We start from the raw sequence: 18047 nt of genomic DNA on the forward strand, positions 1-18047 counted from the left end.
TTCAGCCGGCGCCCGCGGCTGCCGTCGCGTCGGACAGGGCGTCGAGGGCCGGGGCGAGGGCGCCGAGCTCCGCGCCGAGTTCACCGGCGACCGCACGGACGACGTCGAGGTCCTTGCCGAGGAACTCCCTTGTCGTACGGGCGAATTCGGTGACCGAGCCGTGTCGTACGACGCCGGCGAGCGCGCGGCTCGATGCGCTGCCGTGCGTGAGGGCGTCGAGCAGGAGCCTCTCGTCGAGGCCCAGCTCACCGGCGAGGCGGGCCGCGTGGGACAGCAGGCCGATCTGGGCGGCGAAGACCGTGTTGTTGACCAGCTTCACGCGTTGGCCGGCGCCGAGCGGGCCGACGTGCAGCACGGGGTCGCCGTAGCTGCGCAGCACAGGCCGGATGCGGGCGACGGTGTCGTCGCTGCCGCCGACGAAGAGGGTGATCCGGCCGGCCGCCACGTCGGGCGGCCCACCGCTGACCGGGGCGTCGACCACACCGATGCCGTGGGACACGGCCCGGTCGGCGACGGCCTCCACGGTGCGGGGGCTGCCCGTGGTGTGGACGACGAGGACGCTGCCGGACGGCATGGCCTCCAGCAGACCGCTGTCGAGGCAGACCTCGCGCACTTGCTGATCGTTGTGGACGCAGACCAGTACGGCGGCGGCGCCTTCGCCGGCCTGCGCGGCCTCGGGGACGACCTGTGCCGGTTCCTGGGCGAGCGCGCGGCGGGCCTCGGTCGTGCGGCCGAGCACGCGCACCTCGTGGCCCGCCTCGGCGAGCCGTCGCACCATCGGGCGGCCCATCCGACCGGCGCCCACGACTCCGATCACAAGAATCTCCCTTCCGAATGCGAGAACCATACTTTCAAGACGGGGTGCCCGGAAGTCCCGTGTAGCGACTTTGTGTCACACCGCGGCAGAGGCGGACCGAGAGACTCCGAGGTCGTGACGCTGGCTGGCGCGCCCGGTATGGTTCTCAAAATCGAGAATTCTGTTTTCGCCGTCGGGAAGGGAACGGGATGCCACTCCCGCACAGCGCGCCGACCGGCACCGGATCCGCGCGTCGCCTGCTCATCGACGGCGTGCTCGTCGACGCCGAGCGGACGTTCACCACGCTCAACCCCGCCACCGGGGACGTCCTGGGCCACGCCCCCGACGCCACGACCGAGCAGGCCGAGGCAGCCGTGGCGGCGGCCCGCCGCGCCTTCGACACCACCGACTGGCCGACGGACAAGGACTTCCGCGTCCACTGCCTCGACCAGCTCCACCGCGCGCTCACCGAACACCTCGAAGAACTGCGCGAGTTGACGATCGCCGAGGTCGGCGCGCCCCGCATGCTCACCCACGGCCAGCAGCTCGACGAGCCCGTGGAGCTGGTCGGCTACTACGCCGACCTGCTGCGGACGCACCCCTTCACCGAGGACCTCGGCGAGGTCGAGTACCTCGGGCAACGGCACCACCGCTGGGTGGAGAAGGAGGCCGGTGGGGTCCTGGCCGCGATCGTGCCGTACAACTACCCCACCCAACTCGCCCTGGCGAAGCTGGCTCCGGCGCTCGCCGCGGGGTGCACGGTCGTCCTCAAGGGCGCCCCGGACACCCCGCTGATCACCCTCGCCCTCGGCCGACTCATCGCCGAGCACACCGACATACCGCCGGGCGTGGTCAACGTCCTGACCTCCTCCGATGCGGCGACCGGTGAACTGCTCACCATGCACCGGGACATCGACCTGGTCAGCTTCACCGGCTCCACGGCCACCGGCCGCCGCATCATGGCCGCCGCGAGCTCCACCGTGAAACGGGTGTTCCTCGAACTCGGCGGCAAGTCGGCCCTCGTCGTCCTCGACGACGCCGATTTCGCGGGCGCCGCGCGGTACGCGGCGTACATGATCTGCCTGCACGCGGGCCAGAGTTGTGCGATCACCTCGCGGATGCTGGTGCCGCGCCGCCACCACGACGCGATCGTCGAGCAGGTCGCGGCGAGCCTGGAGCGGGTGCGGTACGGCGATCCCGCCCACCCCCGCACCTATATGGGCCCGTTGATCAGCGAGCGGCAGCGCGACAAGGTCGACGGCATGGTGCGGCGGGCGGTGACGGCGGGCGCCACGCTGGTGACCGGCGGCAAGCGCGTGGACCCGGGCTTCTTCTACACGCCGACCCTGCTCGCCGGGGTCGATCCGGGCAGTGAGCTGGCGCAGGAGGAGGTCTTCGGGCCGGTGCTCGCGGTGATCCCGTACGACGACGAGGACGATGCCGTGCGTATCGCCAACGACTCGGTCTACGGGCTCTCGGGCGCGGTGCACGGCGCCGACCGGGAGCGGGCGCTCGCGGTGGCGCGGCGGATCCGCACCGGCACGTTCAGCGTGAACGGCGGCAACTACTTCTTCCCCGACACCCCCTTCGGGGGTTACAAGCAGTCGGGCATCGGCAGGGAAAAGGGCGTCGACGGGCTGGAGGAGTTCATGGAGCGCAAGACCTTCGGGGAGGTCGTCGGATGAGCGGCCCGCTGGACGGAATCCGGGTTCTCGAAGTCGCGATGTACGGTTTCGTGCCGTCGGCCGGTGCCGTTCTCGCCGACTGGGGCGCGGACGTGATCAAGGTCGAGCACGCGGTCAACGGCGATCCGCAGCGCGGGCTGCGGCAGACCGGCGCCTTCAAGGTGGAGGGCGATCCCAACCCCAACGTAGAGCACGCCAACCGGGGCAAGCGCAGCATCGGCCTGGACATGGCGCGCCCCGAGGGCCGGGAGGTGCTCTACGACCTGACCCGGCGGGCGGACGTGTTCCTCACCAGCTTTCTGCCGTCGGCGCGGCGGAGGTTCGGCATCGACGTCGACGACATCCGTGCGGTGAATCCGCGGATCGTCTACGCCCGGGGCAGTGCGCTCGGTCCGCGCGGGCAGGAGGCGGACAAGGGCGGGTACGACATGACGGCGTTCTGGGCGCGGGCCGGGACGGCCGCCAGCCTCACGCCGCCGGGTACCGAGGGAATGATCCCGCCTCCCGGGCCCGCCTACGGCGACACCATCTCCGGCACGAATCTCGCCGGAGGCATCGCGGCGGCCCTGCTGAAGCGGGAGCGGACCGGCGAGGCGTCGGTGGTGGACGTCTCCCTGCTCGGCAGCGGCGTCTGGTCCCTCGGGCACGGAATCGCCCTCTCCGTGCACCTCGGCAAGCCCATGGTGGCGCCGGCGCTCGGGGCGCACGGCTCCCCCACCAACCCCCTGTCCGGGCTGTACCGCACGGCAGACGGCCGCTATCTGGCCTTCGTGATGATGCAGCCGGGCAAGTTCTGGGCGGACGTGTGCCGGCACATCGACCGGCCCGAGCTGGCCGAGGACCCGCGGTTCACGACCGCCGCCGACATCGCCTCGAACACCGAAGAAGCGGTCAAGATCCTGCGCGAGGTGATCGCCGGCCGCACCCTCGGCGAGTGGACCGAGCGGTTCGCCACCCTTGCCGGGCCCTGGGCTCCCGTACAGGACTCCCTGCAGGTCGGTTCCGATGCGCAGGTGCGGGCCAACGAGTATCTGGTGCGGGCCGGAGAACTCGAACTCGCCGCGAGCCCGGTGCAGTTCGACGTCGCCGCGCCCGGGCTGGGGGCTGCGCCGGGGTTCGCGGCACAGACCGAGGAGATCCTCATGGAGCTGGGGATGGACTGGGACCGGATTCTGGCGCTGAAGGCGGCGGGAGCGGTGACGTAGGTCCTTCTGGACCTTCTGGTCCTTCTGCTGCTACTGGGCCCATTTCGGGGTCCAGGTTTCGCGCCCGGGTCGCACGGTGCCGAGGTGGGCACGGAGTGCGGCCAGGGCCGGGTGCGGGTTGTCGGCGCGCCAGATCAGGGAGTGGGGGTAGACCGGCGTCGGGTCGTGCAGCGGGATGCGGCGCAGGTCGTGACCGGCGGGCCAGACGAAGCGGGTCTGTGCGCCGACGAGGGCGCCGAGCAGCGAGGAGTCCGCGATGGTGTCGAGCAGCGGCTCGGTGCCGAAGTCGGGGCCGGTGACCTCGATGGTGAACCCGAAGGCCGCGCCGAGGTCGTCGTAGAACGCGGCCCACTCGGTGCCGGTGACGTTGCCGGGCATCCAGATGCGGTGCCCGGCCAGCTGGGCCGGGGTGAGTGTGCGGGCGGCTGCGAGCGGGTGTGCGGGGCCCGTGAGCAGCTCGACTGGTTCGTCGTGGACGCGGGCGGCCTCGATGCCGTCGGGGAGTTGGCGTGCGGGCAGGGTCAGGGCGCGGAAGGACGCGTCGATGGTGCCGGAGCGGACGGCGGTGAGGGCCGCGTCGGCGTCGAAGAGGGTCACGACGTCGAGGGCGGCCTGGGGGGTGGGCGCGGTGGAAGTCGCGCACCAGGTCGGCGGGGCGGAGACGCCCGCGGCGCGGACGGGCCCGGCACGGCGCGGCGGCCTGCTCGAAGGCTGGCGGTACATCCTGACCCACCCGGTGCCGCGTCCACTGTTCTTCAACGTGCTTCTGGTCAACGGCCTGATCATGGTGGCGGTTCCCCTGCTCGCCGTGCTGATGGTCGGCGATCTGGGCTTCGCGCCCTGGCAGTACGGGCTCGCCTTCTCCGTGCCCTGCCTGGGCGGCCTGGTCGGCTCACGGCTGGCCCGCAGGCTTGTGACGCGCTACGGGCAGTACCGGGTCCTGCGCACCTCAGGAGCGGTGCGCGCGTGCTGCCCGCTCGGCCTCGCCTTCGTCCGGCCCGGCGTCCCGGGGCTGGCGCTCGTCATGGTCGTGGAGCTGGGAGTGATCACCTCCTGCGCCGTCTTCAACCCGGTGTATGCCACCTACCGCCTCCAGCAGACGGACACGGGCCGGGTGTCCCGGGTCCTCGCGGCCTGGTCGGTGACCGGCAAGGCGACGACCGCCGCTCTGACCGCCCTGTGGGGCGTGCCGGCCGACCTCACCGGGCCGCGTACGGCGCTCGCGAGCGCGGGTGTCCTCCTCCTGGCCACCCCGCTGCTCCTCCCCCGCCGCATCGCCCCCGCCCCGGAGATGGCGCAGGTGCGCACCGACGGAGTAGCCTGACTCGGAAACGTCATTCTCATTCACAGAGAAGACACTTGACGGAATCCGAGAGAAGGGCCGCCCACGAATGCCCGTCACCGTCACCGAACTCACCCCCACCACCGGCGTCGAGATCTCCGGCCTCTCCGGGAGCCGTCCGGTCGACCGTGGCGTCGCGGAGGAATGCCTGGCCGCGCTGGAGCGGCGCGGGGTGGTGATCTACCGCGAGGCTGATGTCGACGACGGCGATCTGGTCGCGTTCAGCCGGCTGCTCGGCGAGGTGGTCCCGCCGCCGATGGGCGGCCACCCGGCGCACCGGGAGATCCAGCGGATCACCCGCGACCCGTCGAAGAGCCCGCTGGCCGCCTGCCGCGAGTCCACTTTCCACTGGCACATCGACGGCACGACGGAGCAAGTCCCCAACAAGGCCACTCTTCTGACAGCCCGCCAGATCTCGCAGGACGACGACGGCGACACCGAGTTCGCCAACGCCTTCGCCGCCTACGAGGCGCTGTCCGAAGCGGAGAAGAAGGAGCTGGACGGTCTGCGCGTGGTGCACGGTTTCGCCGCCTCGCAGCTCCTGGTGACGCCGGACCCCACGCCCGAGGAGCGGGCGGCCTGGGACCGTAACCCCTCGCGCGGGCACCCGCTCGTCCGGACCCGCCGCAGCGGCCGCAAGTCCCTGCTGATCGGTACCACGGCCGGCCAAGTCGTGGGCCGATCGGCGGCGAAGGGACGGGAGTTGCTCGGCCGACTCCTCGACCACGCCACCCGGCCTCGGTTCACTCTCCGGCACCGCTGGCGCCGGGGCGACCTCGTCATCCGGGACAACACCGGGATGCTGCACCGCGCTCTCCCCTACGGAGAGGCCTCCGTCCGCCTCATGCACCGCACCTCTGTGCTGGGCGAGGAGGCGGTCGCATGAGCGAGCGGCGGGTGGCCCTCGTCACGGGCGGCGGTTCGGGCATCGGGCGGGCGATCTCACAGCGGCTCGCCGAGGACGGCTTCGCCACCGCGGTCCTCGATCTGAACGAGGAGGCGGCCGAACAGGTCGCCGACGAGTCGCGGCAGAAGGGGCACCAGGCGGTCGCCCTCGGGGGCGTGGACGTGTCCGACCGGGCGCAGGTGAACAGCGCTGTGCAGCGGGTCCGGGACGTCCTGGGCGGGCCGGTGCTGGCGCTCGTCAACAACGCCGGGGTCACCGGCTTCGACCCGTTCCTGAAAATCTCCGACGCGACCTGGGACCGGATCATGGCCGTGAACCTGAACGGCCCGTTCTACCTCTGCCAGGCGGTCGTGCCGGACATGAAGGAAGCCGGGTGGGGGCGGATCGTCAACATCTCGTCGTCCAGCACGCATTCGGGGCAGCCGTACATGGCGCACTACGTCGCCTCGAAGGCCGGGCTGGTCGGTTTCACCAAGTCCCTGGCACTGGAGCTCGGTCCGGTGGGCATCACCGTGAACACCATTCCGCCCGGTTTCATCGACACGCCGATGCTGCGTGCCTCCGAGGAACAGGGGCTGCTCGGCGGCTCGGTGGACTACCACGCGGAGCGCACTCCGGTACGGCGTCCGGGGCGCCCCGAGGACATCGCGGCCACCTGCTCCTTCCTGGTGTCCGAGGAGGCGGGCTACATCACCGGGCAGGTGATCGGGGTCAACGGAGGGCGCAACACCTGAGTAGTGCAGGGGAGTTGGCGGGCGACGTGTTCCTCACGCGTCGCCCGTCAGCCGTTCCGCCAGCCGTGCCGGAGCGTGGTTGGACTTATGGGGACGCGCACTACGGCCGGGTCGGAGTGAGCACCTCACCCCGTACCGACCGTCGCGCACATCGGCCACGGCGTCGATGATGTCGCTGTGGCAGGCAAGGCCCAGGAGGCCGGGCATCGGTCACTTCCTCCGCGTCGTCACCCGGTCCGCCGCCTCCCAGTGCGCGTCGGCGGCCCACAGCCGGGCGAAGGCGCGGACCGCCTCGTCCGCCGAAGTGCCGTCGCCCACCACGCGTTTGATCTCGGCCGCAGGGCCGGTCGCGAGGGAGCGGGCGAGGGTACGCCACCCTTCGTCGAAGTCGGCCCGGGGCAGTACGCGGTCGACCAGTCCGAGCGTGTGCGCCTCGGCGGCGGAGAGCACCGTTCCCGTCCCGGCGAGCATCAGCGCCCTGCCGCGTCCGACCAGACCCGCGAGGCGTTCCGCGCCGCCCCAGGCCGGCATGATCGCGAGGGTCACCTGGTTGAAGCCGATCCTGATGTCGTCGGCGGCGACGCGGATGTCGGCGGCGACCGCGACCTCGGCCCCACCGCCCAGGGCATGGCCGTTGAGGGCGGCGACGACGGGGGCGGGGAAGGCGGCGATCCGGTCGCAGATGCCGCGCATCCGCCACGCCATCGCCGCCGCGTCGTCCTCGGTGCGGATCGCGGCGAGTTCCTTGAGGTCTCCCCCGGAGACGAAGGCCCGGTCCCCGGCGCCCCGGATCACCAGTGCCCACGCGCCGGCCGCCGCGTCCAGGGCCTTCTCCAACTCGTCCATCGTGGCGAGCGAGATGGCGTTGCGGGCGTGGGGGCGGTCGATCGTGAGGACGGCCAGGCCGTCGTCCAGCTCAAGGTCGATCACTCGATTACCCCCGAGGGATATTGGCATTCTCAAAAAGCGAGAATAGCGTATGCGCCGCTGGTCGCCGCAAGTCCGATGCCTTCCGATGCCTTGAAAGAGCCGCCGCAGTCCTGGAGGTAGCCGCAGATGCGAAAGATCCCCGTCGAGTTGGCCGAGCGCTACGCAGCGGAGGGCTGGTGGACCCGGGACACGATCGGTGACCTGCTGACGCGGGGCCTGGCGGCGGCGCCGGACACCGAGTTCCGGGTGCACTCGCACGCCCACCCCTGGTCCGGTACCTTCCGGGACGTCGAGGAGATCGCGCGCCGACTGGCGGGCGGACTGCGCGAGCGGGGCGTGGGGCCCGGTGACACGATCGCCTTCCAGCTGCCCAACTGGATGGAGGCCGCCGCGGTGTTCTGGGCGTCGGCGTTCCTCGGGGCGGCCGTCGTGCCGATCGTCCACTTCTACGGGCGCAAGGAGGTCGGCTACATCCTCGACGCGGTCAAGCCGAGCGCCTTCGTCGCCGCCGAACGGTTCGGGCGCCTGGCGTTCCAGCCGGACCTGTGCGCGAACGTGCCCGTGGTGGGCGTGGTGGGGCGCACCGCCCAGCACGAGCCGCAGATCGAGGACTTCGAGGACCTGCTCAGTGACGAACCCCTGACCGGAACCCTCCCGGCCGACCCGACCTCCGCCGCCCTGATCGCCTTCACCTCCGGCACGACCCGCGACCCGAAGGGCGTCGTCCACAGCCACCAGACCCTCGGCCACGAGACCCGCCAACTCGCCGCCAGCTACCCGCCCGACCGCGGCAAACAGCTCACCGCCGCGCCCGTCGGCCACTTCATCGGCATGGTGAACGCCTTCCTGATCCCGGTCCTGGACGGCACCCCCGTCAACCTCACCGACATCTGGGACCCGGCCCAGGCCCTGCGCCTGATGACCGGCCACGCACTGCACATCGGCGGCGGGGCGCCGTACTACGTCACAAGCCTTCTCGACCACCCCGACTTCACCGCCGACCATCTGCGCTACCTGCGCTACGCGGGCCTCGGCGGCTCGTCCGTGCCGACGGCCGTCACCACCCGGCTGGCCGGCCTCGGCATCCATGTCTTCCGGGCGTACGGCAGCACCGAGCACCCCTCGATCACCTCCTCCCGGCACACCGCTCCCGAGCCCAAGCGGCTGTTCACGGACGGCGACGCGCTGCCGGGCGTGGAGATACGGCTGGCCGAGGACGGCGAGATCCTCAGCCGGGGCCCGGACCTGTGCCTCGGCTACACCGACCCGGCCCTGACGGCGCGGGCGTTCGACGACGACGGCTGGTACCACACCGGCGACATGGGCGAGTTGGACGAGGACGGCTATCTGACCATCACCGGCCGCAAGGCCGACATCATCATCCGCGGCGGCGAGAACATCAGCGCGATGGAGGTCGAGGAGGTGCTCCTCTCCCTGCCCGGCGTCGCGGAGGCCGCGGTGGTGGCCGCCCCCGACGCACGGCTCGGCGAACACGCGGCCGGTTTCCTGCGCATGCTGCCCGGACACCCTCTTCCCACGCTCGACGCGATGCGCGCCCACTTCGAACAGGTCGGTCTGGCCCGGCAGAAGTGGCCCGAGGAGCTGCACGAGGTCGAGGAGTTCCCACGGACGGCGAGCGGCAAGGTGCAGAAGTTCCGGCTCCGACAGGACATTGCCGTACGCAATTGATGAGAATATGATTCTCTCAAATCGCAAAGGAGGGTCTCATGTCTTCGCGTGTGCTGCCGTATCCGCTCTTCGACGCGGACAACCACCTGTACGAGACCGAGGAGGCGCTGACCAAGTTCCTCCCGAAGCAGTACGCGGGAGCGATCGAGTACGTACAGGTCCGCGGCCGTACGAAGATCGCGATCCTCGGTCAGATCAGTGACTACATCCCGAACCCCACCTTCGAGGTGGTCGCCCGCCCGGGCGCCATGGAGGAGTACTTCCGCGTGGGCAACCCGGACGGCAAGTCCCGCCGGGAGATCTTCGGCGAGCCGATGCGCTCGATCCCCGCCTACCGCGAACCGGGGCCGCGCCTGGAGCTGTTGGACGAGCTCGGCGTACAGCGCACGCTGATGTTCCCGACACTCGCGAGCCTCATCGAGGAGCGGATGCGGCACCACCCGGAGCTCATCCACGCCGTGATCCACTCGCTCAACGAGTGGCTGTACGAGACCTGGTCGTTCAACTACAAGGACCGGATCTTCACCACCCCGGTGATCACCCTGCCGATCGTGGAGAAGGCGATCGCGGAGCTCAACTGGGCCGTGGAGCGCGGTGCGAAGGCGATTCTCGTCCGGCCCGCGCCGGTTCCGGGGTACGGCGGCTCACGGTCCTTCGCCATGGAGGAGTTCGACCCGTTCTGGAAGCGGGTCGTGGAGACCGGCGTGCTGGTCGCGATGCACTCCTCCGACAGCGGGTACTCCCGGTACGCCAACGACTGGGAGGGCAGCTCCGCCGAGATGCTGCCGTTCAAGTCGAACGCCTTCCGCCAGGTGAACGAGTGGCGGCCGATCCAGGACGCGGTGGCGTCCTGGGTGTGCCACGGCGCGCTGTTCCGCCACCCGGAACTGAAGATCGCGCTGATCGAGAACGGCTCCTCCTGGGTGGCGCCGCTGCTCGACCAACTCGCCGACGTCCACAAGAAGATGCCGGAGCAGTTCCTCGGCGACCCGGTGCAGGCGGTCAAGGACAGCATTCACGTCAGCCCGTTCTACGAGGAGAACCTGAGCGACCTCGTGGACCTCATCGGCGTGGACCGGGTGCTGTTCGGCTCGGACTACCCGCACCCCGAGGGCCTGGCCCAGCCGACCTCGTACGTCGACGCCATCCAGGGTCTCCCCGAGGCCCACCAGGCGAAGATCATGGGCGGCAACCTGTCCCGGCTGATCCCGGCCTGACATGGCCCCACGCATGACATGGGAGACCATCCCCCGGATGGTGCTCAGCGCGGCCGACCGCTTCGGTGACGCCGAAGCGGTCGTCGACGGCCCGCTCCGCCTCAGTTTCGCCCAACTCGCCGACCGGGTAAGGGTGGCGGCGGGCGCGTTCGCCTCGCTCGGCGTCGGCAGGGGCGACCGGGTGGCGATCTGGGCGCCCAACTCCGCCGAGTGGATCGTGGCAGCGTTCGGGCTGCTGACGGCGGGCGGGGTCCTCGTCCCGGTCAACACCCGGTTCAAGGCGGCCGAGGCGCACGACATCGTGGTACGCAGCGGCGCCAAGGCCGTGCTGGTCCAACAGGGCTTCCTGGGGCTGGAGTTCACCGGGCCCCCCGGTGTTCCGGTGATCGACCTCAAGTGCGGCTTCCTGGACGGCGGTTCGCCCTTCGAGCGCGAGGTGAGCGGCGACGACGTGGCCGACATCGTCTTCACCTCGGGGACGACGGGACGGCCCAAGGGTGTGCTGATGACGCACGCCCAGACGCTGCGCCTGTACGCGGAGTGGTGCGACCTGGCCGATCTCCGGGAGGGCGACCGCTACTTGATCGTCAACCCGTTCTTCCACATCTTCGGCTACAAGGCGGGCTGTATCGCCTCGCTGATCCGCGGCGCGACCATCCTGCCCGTGCCGGTCTTCGAGGTGGACCGCGTGCTCGACCTGGTCGAGCGCGAGCGGATCACGATGCTGCCGGGGGCACCGACGCTCTACCACTCCCTGCTGGAGGCGCAGGAGAAGGGCGGCCGGGACCTGTCCTCGCTGCGGTGCGCGGTCACCGGTGCGGCCGACATCCCGGTCGAACTCATCCGCCGTGTCCGCGAGGAACTCCCCTTCCGCTCGATCATGACGGGCTACGGCCTGTCCGAGGCCGGCACGGTCACCGCCTCCCGCCCCGGCGACTCCTTCGAGGACATCGCCACCACCGTCGGCACCCCGTGCGAGGGCGTCGAGGTGCGGATCGCCGACGACGGCGAGGTCCTGGTGCGCGGCTACAGCGTGATGCGCGGCTACCTGGACGACCCGCGGGCCACCGCAGAGGCGATCGACCCGGACGGCTGGCTGCACACCGGTGACCTCGGAACCCTGGACGAGCGGGGGCACTTGAGGATCGTCGGCCGCAAGAAGGACATGTTCCTCGTGGGCGGCTTCAACGCCTACCCGGCCGAGATCGAGGGCTTCCTGCTGAGACATCCGGCGGTGGCGCAGGTCGCGGTGATCGGCGTACCCGACGAACGGATGGGACAGGTGGGCAAGGCGTTCGTCGTGCGGCACGGGCCGGTGACCGAGGCGGAGCTGATCTCCTGGAGCCGCGAGCACATGGCCGGATTCAAAGTGCCTCGATCCGTCGAGTTCCGCGAGGAGTTGCCGATCAACGCCACGGGCAAAGTGATGAAGGACCAACTGCGATGAGGACGGACGGGAGCCGCGATCCGGCACCCGCGGGCGAACGGAGTGACCTCGTGACGACGAAGCAGGCTGCCGAGCCGACGGTGGACCCGTCACTCGACCGGATAGCGCGTCTCGACGACGAGATCATCGCGCTGCTGGCACGCCGCCGCGCGATGGCCCAGGAACTCCCGGTGCCGGCCCGCGCCCGCGCCGCGGATCCGGCCTTCGCGGAGACCGTACGGGGGACGACGGGCCGCTACCGCCAGGAACTCGGCGGCGCGGGCGAACTCGTGGCCCGCGCGGTCATGGTGCTGTGCGATCCCAGCCGCGAGAACTGAGTCTGCAGAAAGCTTCCCGCAGCAGGGGTTCAGGGCCTCACCCGAAGCCCACGTCCGCCCGGGCGTGGGCTTCCTCCCGGTGGCTCGCGATGCTCATCCGGGCCGCCGAACCGTCACCCTCCGGGCCGCCGCGGGCGAGGAGCCGCTCACCGCAGAAGACGGGTTTGAGCAGCCGGTACGAGACGGACCGGACGGGTCGCGACGGCTGTTGCCGGCGGACCGGTTCGAGCATGGCGAGGACCAGCAGCGGCCCGTGCACGACCAGCCCGGGGTAGCCCTCGACGCCGGTCGTGTACGGGGTGTCGTAGTGGATGCGGTGGGCGTTCGCGGTGAGGGCGCTGAAGCGGAACAGGAGGGTGGGGTCGGTGCGCCACTCCTGCCGCCAAGGGGCGGCGCCCTCGTGCGGGCGGGCCTCCGGGTCGAGGGTCAGCGCGGCTGGCACGGGTGCGTCGCCGCCGCTGCGGTAGACCAGGTCCTGTTCCTCGCTGAGGCACAGCCGCCCGTCCTGCCGGTACTCGCTGCGCACGGTGACGAAGAGCAGGTCACCGCTGCGGCCGCGTTTCGCCCGCACCTGGCTGACCCGGCTGTGCTGCTCGGCCGGCCGGCCCAGCAGAAGCGGAGCGGTCACCTCCAGCCGCCCGCCCGCGAACATCCTCCGCCGCTGCGGCAGCGGGGGCAGGAAGCGACCGTCCCTCGGGTGTCCGTCGGGGCCGAGTTCGGTGTGCCGCGGCCAGGACAGGAAGTGCAGCCAGTGCCACAGGGGCGGCAGCGGATCGCCGTCGCCGGCGACCGGCTCGGGAAGGTCGAGTACGGCGGAGAGGGCCGCCGTGGGGGCGGGGTCGAGGGCGTCGGTCGTTCGGACGTCGTCGGGGCGCCAGGTGCGGGCGGTCTCCTCGAGGACGCGGAAGTCGGCTGCGGGTACGGACGTGGCGGGTGCGGATTCGGAACGGGGCAACGGGACTCCCGAGGGCGTGCCTGACGAGGTGTCGCATTGTTGCGTACAAAGCACCGGCATGGTGTGGATGTCGTCCGCGCCACGTCGGGACAGTGCGGTAAGCCACAGGTCAGGGTGGTGGGTTCGTCGTTGACAGGGTCGCGGATTTGGCCGTACAAATCTGGCGGAGGGTCTTCGGGCCATGGAGGACCTTCGGGCCGTGGAGGACCTTTTGGCCGTACGGGAAGCAGGCCCCGTACGAGAAGCAGGCACCGAACCCCTGGGGAGACCGTTGACCGTCGCCCGAGCCCTCGCCGAGTGGGCCCACGAGTACCGCGCGACGCCCGATGATCTGACGCTCGCGGAGCGGGCGTTGGCCGACACCGTCGCGGTGGCCCTGGCCGCCCGGACCCATCCCCTGCGCTCTGTCGCCGCACCGCTGCCGGACGCGGCGCGCTGGGCGGCCATGGCCCATGTGCTGGACTTCGACGACCTGCACACGGACACCACCACGCACGTCTCCGTGGTCACCGTGCCTGCCGTGCTCGCGGTGGGCGGGGATGCCCGCGCCTATCTGGTGGGCGCCGGGGTCATGGCCCGCCTCGGTGCGATGCTCGGCTGGGGGCACTACGCGGCGGGGTGGCATGCGACCTGCACGGCGGGTGCTCCGGCCGCCGCCGTGGCGGCGGGTGTCGCCCTCGGCCTGGACGTGGAGGGGCTCGCGACGGCGATGGCTCTTGCCGTGCCCGCTGCGGGCGGGGTCCAGGAGGCGTTCGGGACCCACAGCAAGTCGCTGCAGGTCGGGTTCGCGGCCGACGCGGGTGTACGGGCCGCGCGGCTGGCGCGGGCGGGGGCCACCGCTGATCCGCGGGCGCTGGAGGCGTGGCTGAGGCGGGTCGGGGGGACGGTGTCCGGCTTCCCGGAGGCGCCGGCCGTTCCGGGCGGCCTCGCCGTCAAGCTCTTTCCCTGCTGCTACGCCATGCAGAGGCCCATTGCCGCACTGCGTGAGGTACGAGACCAGGTGGGCGGGGAGATCAGCGCGATCACTGTGACGACGCCTGCGGGGACCGTTCAGCCGCTCCTCCACGACCGGCCGGAAACCGGACTGGAAGGCAAGTTCTCACTGCCGTACGCCGTGGCCGCGGCACTGCTGGACGACTGTCCGGGCTTCGACAGCTTCACGGACGAGGCGGTGCGCCGGCCCGAGGCGCAGAAACTCGTCGATCGCGTGCGCACGGTCCTGCTGCCGGGCGAGAGCAGCACTCTGCTGGACGGCGAGGTCCGTCTCCGGGTCGAACTGGCCGACGGCAGCGAGGTGTACACCGCGTTGGCACTGCCGCCCGGATCGCCTCAGCGCCCGCTCTCCGACGGCGATGTCCGTGCCAAGGCCGCTGCCTGCGGTCCGGACGTGCCGGCGCTGCTGGACGGCCTGACGTGGGCCAGGGCGCACGAGGTGCTGCGAACGCAGTTCCCCCACCAGGGCCTGGAGGCATGACGGTGACCGTGCAGCAGCTTCCCCTCTCCGGCATCACGGTGGTCAGCCTGGAGCAGGCCGTGGCCGCGCCCTACGCCACCCGGCAGCTCGCCGACCTCGGCGCGCGCGTGATCAAGGTGGAGCGACCGGGCGAGGGCGACTTCGCGCGCCGCTACGACACGACCGTGCACGGCCACTCCAGCTACTTCGTCTGGCTCAACCGGTCCAAGGAGTCCCTCACACTGGATCTCAAGGACCCTCGCGGCCAGGCCATCCTGCGCCAACTCCTCGACGGCGCCGACGTGTTCGTACAGAACCTGGCACCGGGCGCCGCCGACCGGCTCGGCCTCGGCGTCGGCGCGCTCGTCGAACGCCACCCTCGGCTGATCCCGTGCACGATCTCCGGCTACGGCACGACCGGGCCATGGGCCGACCGCAAGGCGTACGACCTGCTGGTGCAGTGCCAGACCGGCCTGGTCTCCCTCACCGGAACGGGCGAAGGGACCGCCCGCGTGGGCATCTCCGTCGCCGACATCGCGGCCGGGATGTACGCGTACACCGGCGTCCTGACCGCCCTGTACACGCGGGCCACCACGGGCCGGGTGCATCCCGTCGAGGTGTCCCTCTTCGAGGCGCTCGCCGAGTGGATGGGGCAGCCCGCCAACTACACGCGGTACGGCGGCAGTCAGCCCGCCCGGCTCGGCACCCAGCACGCGACCATCGCACCGTACGGCGCCTTCACCACCGCCGACGGAAAGCAGGTTCTCTTCTCCATCCAGAACGAGCGCGAATGGGCGACCCTGTGCGACCGGTTCCTGGGCCGGCCGGAGCTGACGGACGATCCCCGCTTCGCCACCGGCTCCCACCGTGTGCTCCACCGTGAGGAGTTGAACGCGATCGTCGCCGAGCGCTTCGCGCGCTCCGACGCCGAGGAGATCCTCCAGGACCTGGCGGAGATCGACATCGCCTGCGCGGGGGTCAACGACGTCGCCGCGTTCCTCGACCACCCGGTGCTGTCCGCGCGAGGGCGGTGGCAGGAGGTGGCCGTGCCCGGTGCGACCGTGCAGGCACTGCTGCCGCCGGCCGACCTCGCGGGGGTGCCCGCGCGCATGGATCCGGTACCGGCCGTGGGCGAGCACACCGAGGCGATCCTCGCCGAACTCGGCCGTACTCACGACGACATCGAGGCGCTGCGCGCCGACGCCGTCATCTGATGCCGTGGCTGCCCCCGATGGTTCCTCGACTTCCCCGATTCCCTGGCTTCCCCCGACGATGTGGAGATCCGTGCGATGAGCGCCCTGGACATCCTCTCCGACGACGAGCGGCTCGTCGTACGGACCGTGCGCGAGTTCGTCGACAAGGACGTCAAGCCGGTCGTCCAGGAACTGGAGCACGCCAACACCTATCCCGAGAACCTCATCGAGCGAATGAAGGAACTCGGCATCTACGGGCTGGCGATCCCGGAGGAGTATGGCGGCAACCCCGTTTCCACGCCCTGCTTCGTGCTGGTCACGGAGGAACTCGCGCGTGGCTGGATGAGCCTGGCCGGGGCGATGGGCGGGCACACGGTCGTGGCCAAGTTGCTGCTGTTGTACGGCACACAGGAGCAGAAGCGGCGCCATCTGCCGCGGTTGGCCACCGGAGAGGTCCGCGCGACCATGGCGCTGACCGAGCCGGGCGGTGGTTCCGACCTGCAGGCGATGACGACGGTCGCGCGGCGCGAGGGCGAGGAGTACGTCGTCAACGGGGCGAAGACCTGGATCACCAACTCCCGCCGGGCCGGCCTGATCGCGCTGTTGTGCAAGACCGACCCGACCGCCGAGCCGCGCCACGCCGGCATCTCGATCCTCCTCGCCGAGCACGGACCCGGCCTGGTCGTCTCCCGCGACCTGCCCAAGCTCGGCTACAAGGGTGTGGAGAGCTGCGAGTTGTCCTTCGAGGACTACCGGGTGCCCGTCGATGCGCTGCTGGGCGGCGAGGAGGGACAGGGCTTCGGCCAGATGATGAAGGGGCTGGAGACGGGCCGACTCCAGGTCGCCGCACGGGCGTTGGGGGTGGGGCGGGCGGCGCTGGACGACTCGCTGCGCTACGCCCAGGAGCGCGAGAGCTTCGGCAGGCCGATCTGGCGCCACCAGTCGATCGGCAACTACCTCGCCGACATGGCGACCAAGCTCACCGCGGCCCGCCAACTGACGCTCTACGCGGCCCGGGAGGCGGATGCCGGGCGCCGGGTCGACATGGAGGCGGGCATGGCCAAGCTGTTCGCCTCCGAGACCGCGATGGAGATCGCGCTCAACGCCGTGCGGATTCACGGGGGCTACGGCTACTCGACGGAGTTCGACGTCGAGCGGTACTTCCGTGACGCCCCGCTGATGATCGTGGGCGAGGGCACGAACGAGATCCAACGGAACGTGATCGCGGCCCAGTTGGTGGCAAGGGGCGGTCTCGATGGCTGAACGGGACGGTCACGATGGCTGAGCAGACACAGCGGGAGAGCACGTACTTCCGGCTCGCACGGGAGCTGCGCGTGGCGATCCTGCGGCACGACTACCCGGAAGGGGTGCGGCTGCCGACGGAGGCCGAGCTGGCCGAGACGTACGGGGTCAGCCGGCAGACGGTGCGGCGTGCGTTCCAGGACCTGGTCGCGGAGGGGCTGGTCTACCGGGTGCCGGGGCGCGGCACGTTCGCCACACCCCGCGAGGAGCAGTATCTGCGGCAGTTCGGCTCGGTGGACGATCTGATGGGGCTGTCCATCGACACCCGTATGGACGTCGTCACGCCCCTGCACCGGCGGGTCGACGTCGACGCGGCGGGCCGGCTCGGTCTGCACACCGACCGGGTGCACAAGCTGGCCTTCCTGCGGCTCCACGAGGACGTCGCGTTCTGCCACACGTCGGTCTGGCTGCCGCCCTCCGTCGGCCGACTCCTCGAATCCGTCGAGGAGTTGACGCTCCCGGGCACACCCAACGCCTTCACCGTCATCGGGCTGCTCGACCAGCGGCTGCCCGAGCCGATCGCCGAGGCCGAGCAGAGCATCACGGTCGCCGAGGCCACCCCTCAGCTCGCCAAACACCTCGGCTGCGAGCCCGGCCGTGCCCTGCTGCGCATCGACCGCCTCTACCAGACGGTGGCCGGGCAGCTCGTCGAGCTGGCCATCAGCCACTTCCTGCCCGAGCACTACTCGTATCGCGTGCGGCTGCGACGCAGCGGCCGGTGATGCGCCGTATGCCTGTCATGTCTGTCCCTTTCATGGGCGTCAGTTAAGGAGAAAGAGTCGTGAGCTTGAGGATCGTTGTCACTGTGAAGTACGTGCCCGACGCCACTGGCGACCGGCACTTCGCCGATGACTGGACCGTCGACCGGGACGACG

At 70.9% G+C, this 18047-nt stretch carries 16 protein-coding genes and 2 pseudogenes; 14 read left to right on the forward strand and 4 right to left on the reverse strand.

Features of this window, described 5'->3' with window-relative positions:
- Window position 1: 1 nt before the first annotated feature.
- A complete protein-coding gene (locus tag ACWC09_RS07665) occupies window positions 2-817 on the reverse strand; it encodes an NAD(P)-dependent oxidoreductase (RefSeq protein WP_450849528.1) in 816 nt (271 codons plus the stop codon).
- Window positions 818-1005: 188 nt separating this feature from the next.
- Here ACWC09_RS07665 and ACWC09_RS07670 point away from each other — a divergent pair, with 188 nt between their 5' ends.
- Entirely contained in the window at window positions 1006-2481 is a 1476-nt protein-coding gene (locus ACWC09_RS07670; protein WP_450849530.1) for an aldehyde dehydrogenase family protein, read from the forward strand.
- Window positions 2478-3686, forward strand: a complete 1209-nt coding sequence (locus tag ACWC09_RS07675; RefSeq protein ID WP_450849532.1) for a CaiB/BaiF CoA transferase family protein — start codon at window positions 2478-2480, stop codon at window positions 3684-3686. The genes ACWC09_RS07670 and ACWC09_RS07675 overlap by 4 nt, the downstream gene beginning before the upstream one ends.
- 30 nt (window positions 3687-3716) lie before the next feature.
- Here the strand turns inward: ACWC09_RS07675 and ACWC09_RS07680 are convergent, their stop codons facing one another.
- Window positions 3717-4283, reverse strand: a complete 567-nt coding sequence (locus ACWC09_RS07680; protein WP_450849534.1) for a LysR substrate-binding domain-containing protein — start codon at window positions 4281-4283, stop codon at window positions 3717-3719.
- 88 nt (window positions 4284-4371) lie between these two features.
- Between ACWC09_RS07680 and ACWC09_RS07685 the strand changes: the two are divergent.
- The 3 genes and pseudogenes from ACWC09_RS07685 to ACWC09_RS07695 form a co-directional block, all read left to right on the forward strand.
- Window positions 4372-5010 (forward strand): annotated as a pseudogene (locus ACWC09_RS07685) (MFS transporter); the annotation flags it as partial.
- Between the two features lie 67 nt (window positions 5011-5077).
- The gene (locus ACWC09_RS07690) at window positions 5078-5914 is read left to right on the forward strand and encodes a TauD/TfdA dioxygenase family protein (RefSeq protein ID WP_450849536.1); all 837 of its coding nucleotides are present in this window, start codon (window positions 5078-5080) and stop codon (window positions 5912-5914) included.
- On the forward strand, window positions 5911-6669 hold the full coding sequence (locus ACWC09_RS07695; protein ID WP_450849538.1) for an SDR family NAD(P)-dependent oxidoreductase: 759 nt from the start codon (window positions 5911-5913) through the stop codon (window positions 6667-6669). The genes ACWC09_RS07690 and ACWC09_RS07695 overlap by 4 nt, the downstream gene beginning before the upstream one ends.
- Window positions 6670-6879: 210 nt before the next feature.
- Here ACWC09_RS07695 and ACWC09_RS07700 read toward each other — a convergent pair whose 3' ends face one another.
- The gene (locus ACWC09_RS07700) at window positions 6880-7599 is read right to left on the reverse strand and encodes an enoyl-CoA hydratase/isomerase family protein (RefSeq protein WP_450849540.1); all 720 of its coding nucleotides are present in this window, start codon (window positions 7597-7599) and stop codon (window positions 6880-6882) included.
- A 126-nt stretch (window positions 7600-7725) separates the two neighbouring features.
- Here ACWC09_RS07700 and ACWC09_RS07705 point away from each other — a divergent pair, with 126 nt between their 5' ends.
- Genes ACWC09_RS07705 through ACWC09_RS07720 form a run of 4 tightly spaced genes read left to right on the forward strand, consistent with a single transcriptional unit; the run spans window position 7726 to window position 12269 of the window.
- A complete protein-coding gene (locus ACWC09_RS07705; RefSeq protein ID WP_450849542.1) occupies window positions 7726-9288 on the forward strand; it encodes an AMP-binding protein in 1563 nt (520 codons plus the stop codon).
- A 38-nt stretch (window positions 9289-9326) separates the two neighbouring features.
- Window positions 9327-10505: an amidohydrolase family protein gene (locus tag ACWC09_RS07710; protein ID WP_450849544.1), complete on the forward strand. Its 1179-nt coding sequence runs from the start codon at window positions 9327-9329 to the stop codon at window positions 10503-10505.
- 13 nt (window positions 10506-10518) lie between these two features.
- Entirely contained in the window at window positions 10519-11952 is a 1434-nt protein-coding gene (locus tag ACWC09_RS07715) for a FadD3 family acyl-CoA ligase (RefSeq protein ID WP_450849546.1), read from the forward strand.
- Window positions 11953-12002: 50 nt separating this feature from the next.
- Entirely contained in the window at window positions 12003-12269 is a 267-nt protein-coding gene (locus ACWC09_RS07720; protein ID WP_450849548.1) for a hypothetical protein, read from the forward strand.
- A 37-nt stretch (window positions 12270-12306) separates the two neighbouring features.
- On the opposite strand, the gene ACWC09_RS07725 is transcribed toward ACWC09_RS07720, so the two are convergent.
- Entirely contained in the window at window positions 12307-13224 is a 918-nt protein-coding gene (locus tag ACWC09_RS07725; protein WP_450849550.1) for a hypothetical protein, read from the reverse strand.
- A 271-nt stretch (window positions 13225-13495) separates the two neighbouring features.
- Here ACWC09_RS07725 and ACWC09_RS07730 point away from each other — a divergent pair, with 271 nt between their 5' ends.
- From ACWC09_RS07730 to ACWC09_RS07750, 5 genes and pseudogenes are all read left to right on the forward strand, one after another.
- On the forward strand, window positions 13496-14698 hold the full coding sequence (locus ACWC09_RS07730; protein ID WP_450849551.1) for an MmgE/PrpD family protein: 1203 nt from the start codon (window positions 13496-13498) through the stop codon (window positions 14696-14698).
- Window positions 14695-15891, forward strand: a complete 1197-nt coding sequence (locus ACWC09_RS07735) for a CaiB/BaiF CoA transferase family protein (RefSeq protein ID WP_450849553.1) — start codon at window positions 14695-14697, stop codon at window positions 15889-15891. Before ACWC09_RS07730 ends, ACWC09_RS07735 begins: the two co-directional genes overlap by 4 nt.
- A 75-nt stretch (window positions 15892-15966) precedes the next feature.
- Window positions 15967-17133, forward strand: coding sequence for an acyl-CoA dehydrogenase family protein (locus ACWC09_RS07740; protein WP_450849555.1), 1167 nt, complete (start codon window positions 15967-15969; stop codon window positions 17131-17133).
- 14 nt (window positions 17134-17147) lie between these two features.
- Complete coding sequence (locus ACWC09_RS07745) at window positions 17148-17894, forward strand: GntR family transcriptional regulator (RefSeq protein ID WP_450849557.1); 747 nt, start codon at window positions 17148-17150, stop codon at window positions 17892-17894.
- 59 nt (window positions 17895-17953) lie between these two features.
- Window positions 17954-18047 (forward strand): annotated as a pseudogene (locus tag ACWC09_RS07750) (electron transfer flavoprotein subunit beta); the annotation flags it as partial.

This window comes from Streptomyces sp. NPDC001617 (assembly GCF_053596855.1).

What these genes read in the sequence shown, in the direction of transcription:
- ACWC09_RS07675 (WP_450849532.1), top strand. Translation starts at nt 2,478, where the DNA reads ATGAGCGGCCCGCTGGACGGAATCCGGGTTCTCGAAGTCGCGATGTAC.
- ACWC09_RS07690 (WP_450849536.1), top strand. Translation starts at nt 5,078, where the DNA reads ATGCCCGTCACCGTCACCGAACTCACCCCCACCACCGGCGTCGAGATC.
- ACWC09_RS07740 (WP_450849555.1), top strand. Translation starts at nt 15,967, where the DNA reads ATGAGCGCCCTGGACATCCTCTCCGACGACGAGCGGCTCGTCGTACGG.
- ACWC09_RS07670 (WP_450849530.1), top strand. Translation starts at nt 1,006, where the DNA reads ATGCCACTCCCGCACAGCGCGCCGACCGGCACCGGATCCGCGCGTCGC.
- ACWC09_RS07735 (WP_450849553.1), top strand. Translation starts at nt 14,695, where the DNA reads ATGACGGTGACCGTGCAGCAGCTTCCCCTCTCCGGCATCACGGTGGTC.
- ACWC09_RS07745 (WP_450849557.1), top strand. Translation starts at nt 17,148, where the DNA reads ATGGCTGAGCAGACACAGCGGGAGAGCACGTACTTCCGGCTCGCACGG.
- ACWC09_RS07705 (WP_450849542.1), top strand. Translation starts at nt 7,726, where the DNA reads ATGCGAAAGATCCCCGTCGAGTTGGCCGAGCGCTACGCAGCGGAGGGC.
- ACWC09_RS07715 (WP_450849546.1), top strand. Translation starts at nt 10,519, where the DNA reads ATGACATGGGAGACCATCCCCCGGATGGTGCTCAGCGCGGCCGACCGC.
- ACWC09_RS07695 (WP_450849538.1), top strand. Translation starts at nt 5,911, where the DNA reads ATGAGCGAGCGGCGGGTGGCCCTCGTCACGGGCGGCGGTTCGGGCATC.
- ACWC09_RS07710 (WP_450849544.1), top strand. Translation starts at nt 9,327, where the DNA reads ATGTCTTCGCGTGTGCTGCCGTATCCGCTCTTCGACGCGGACAACCAC.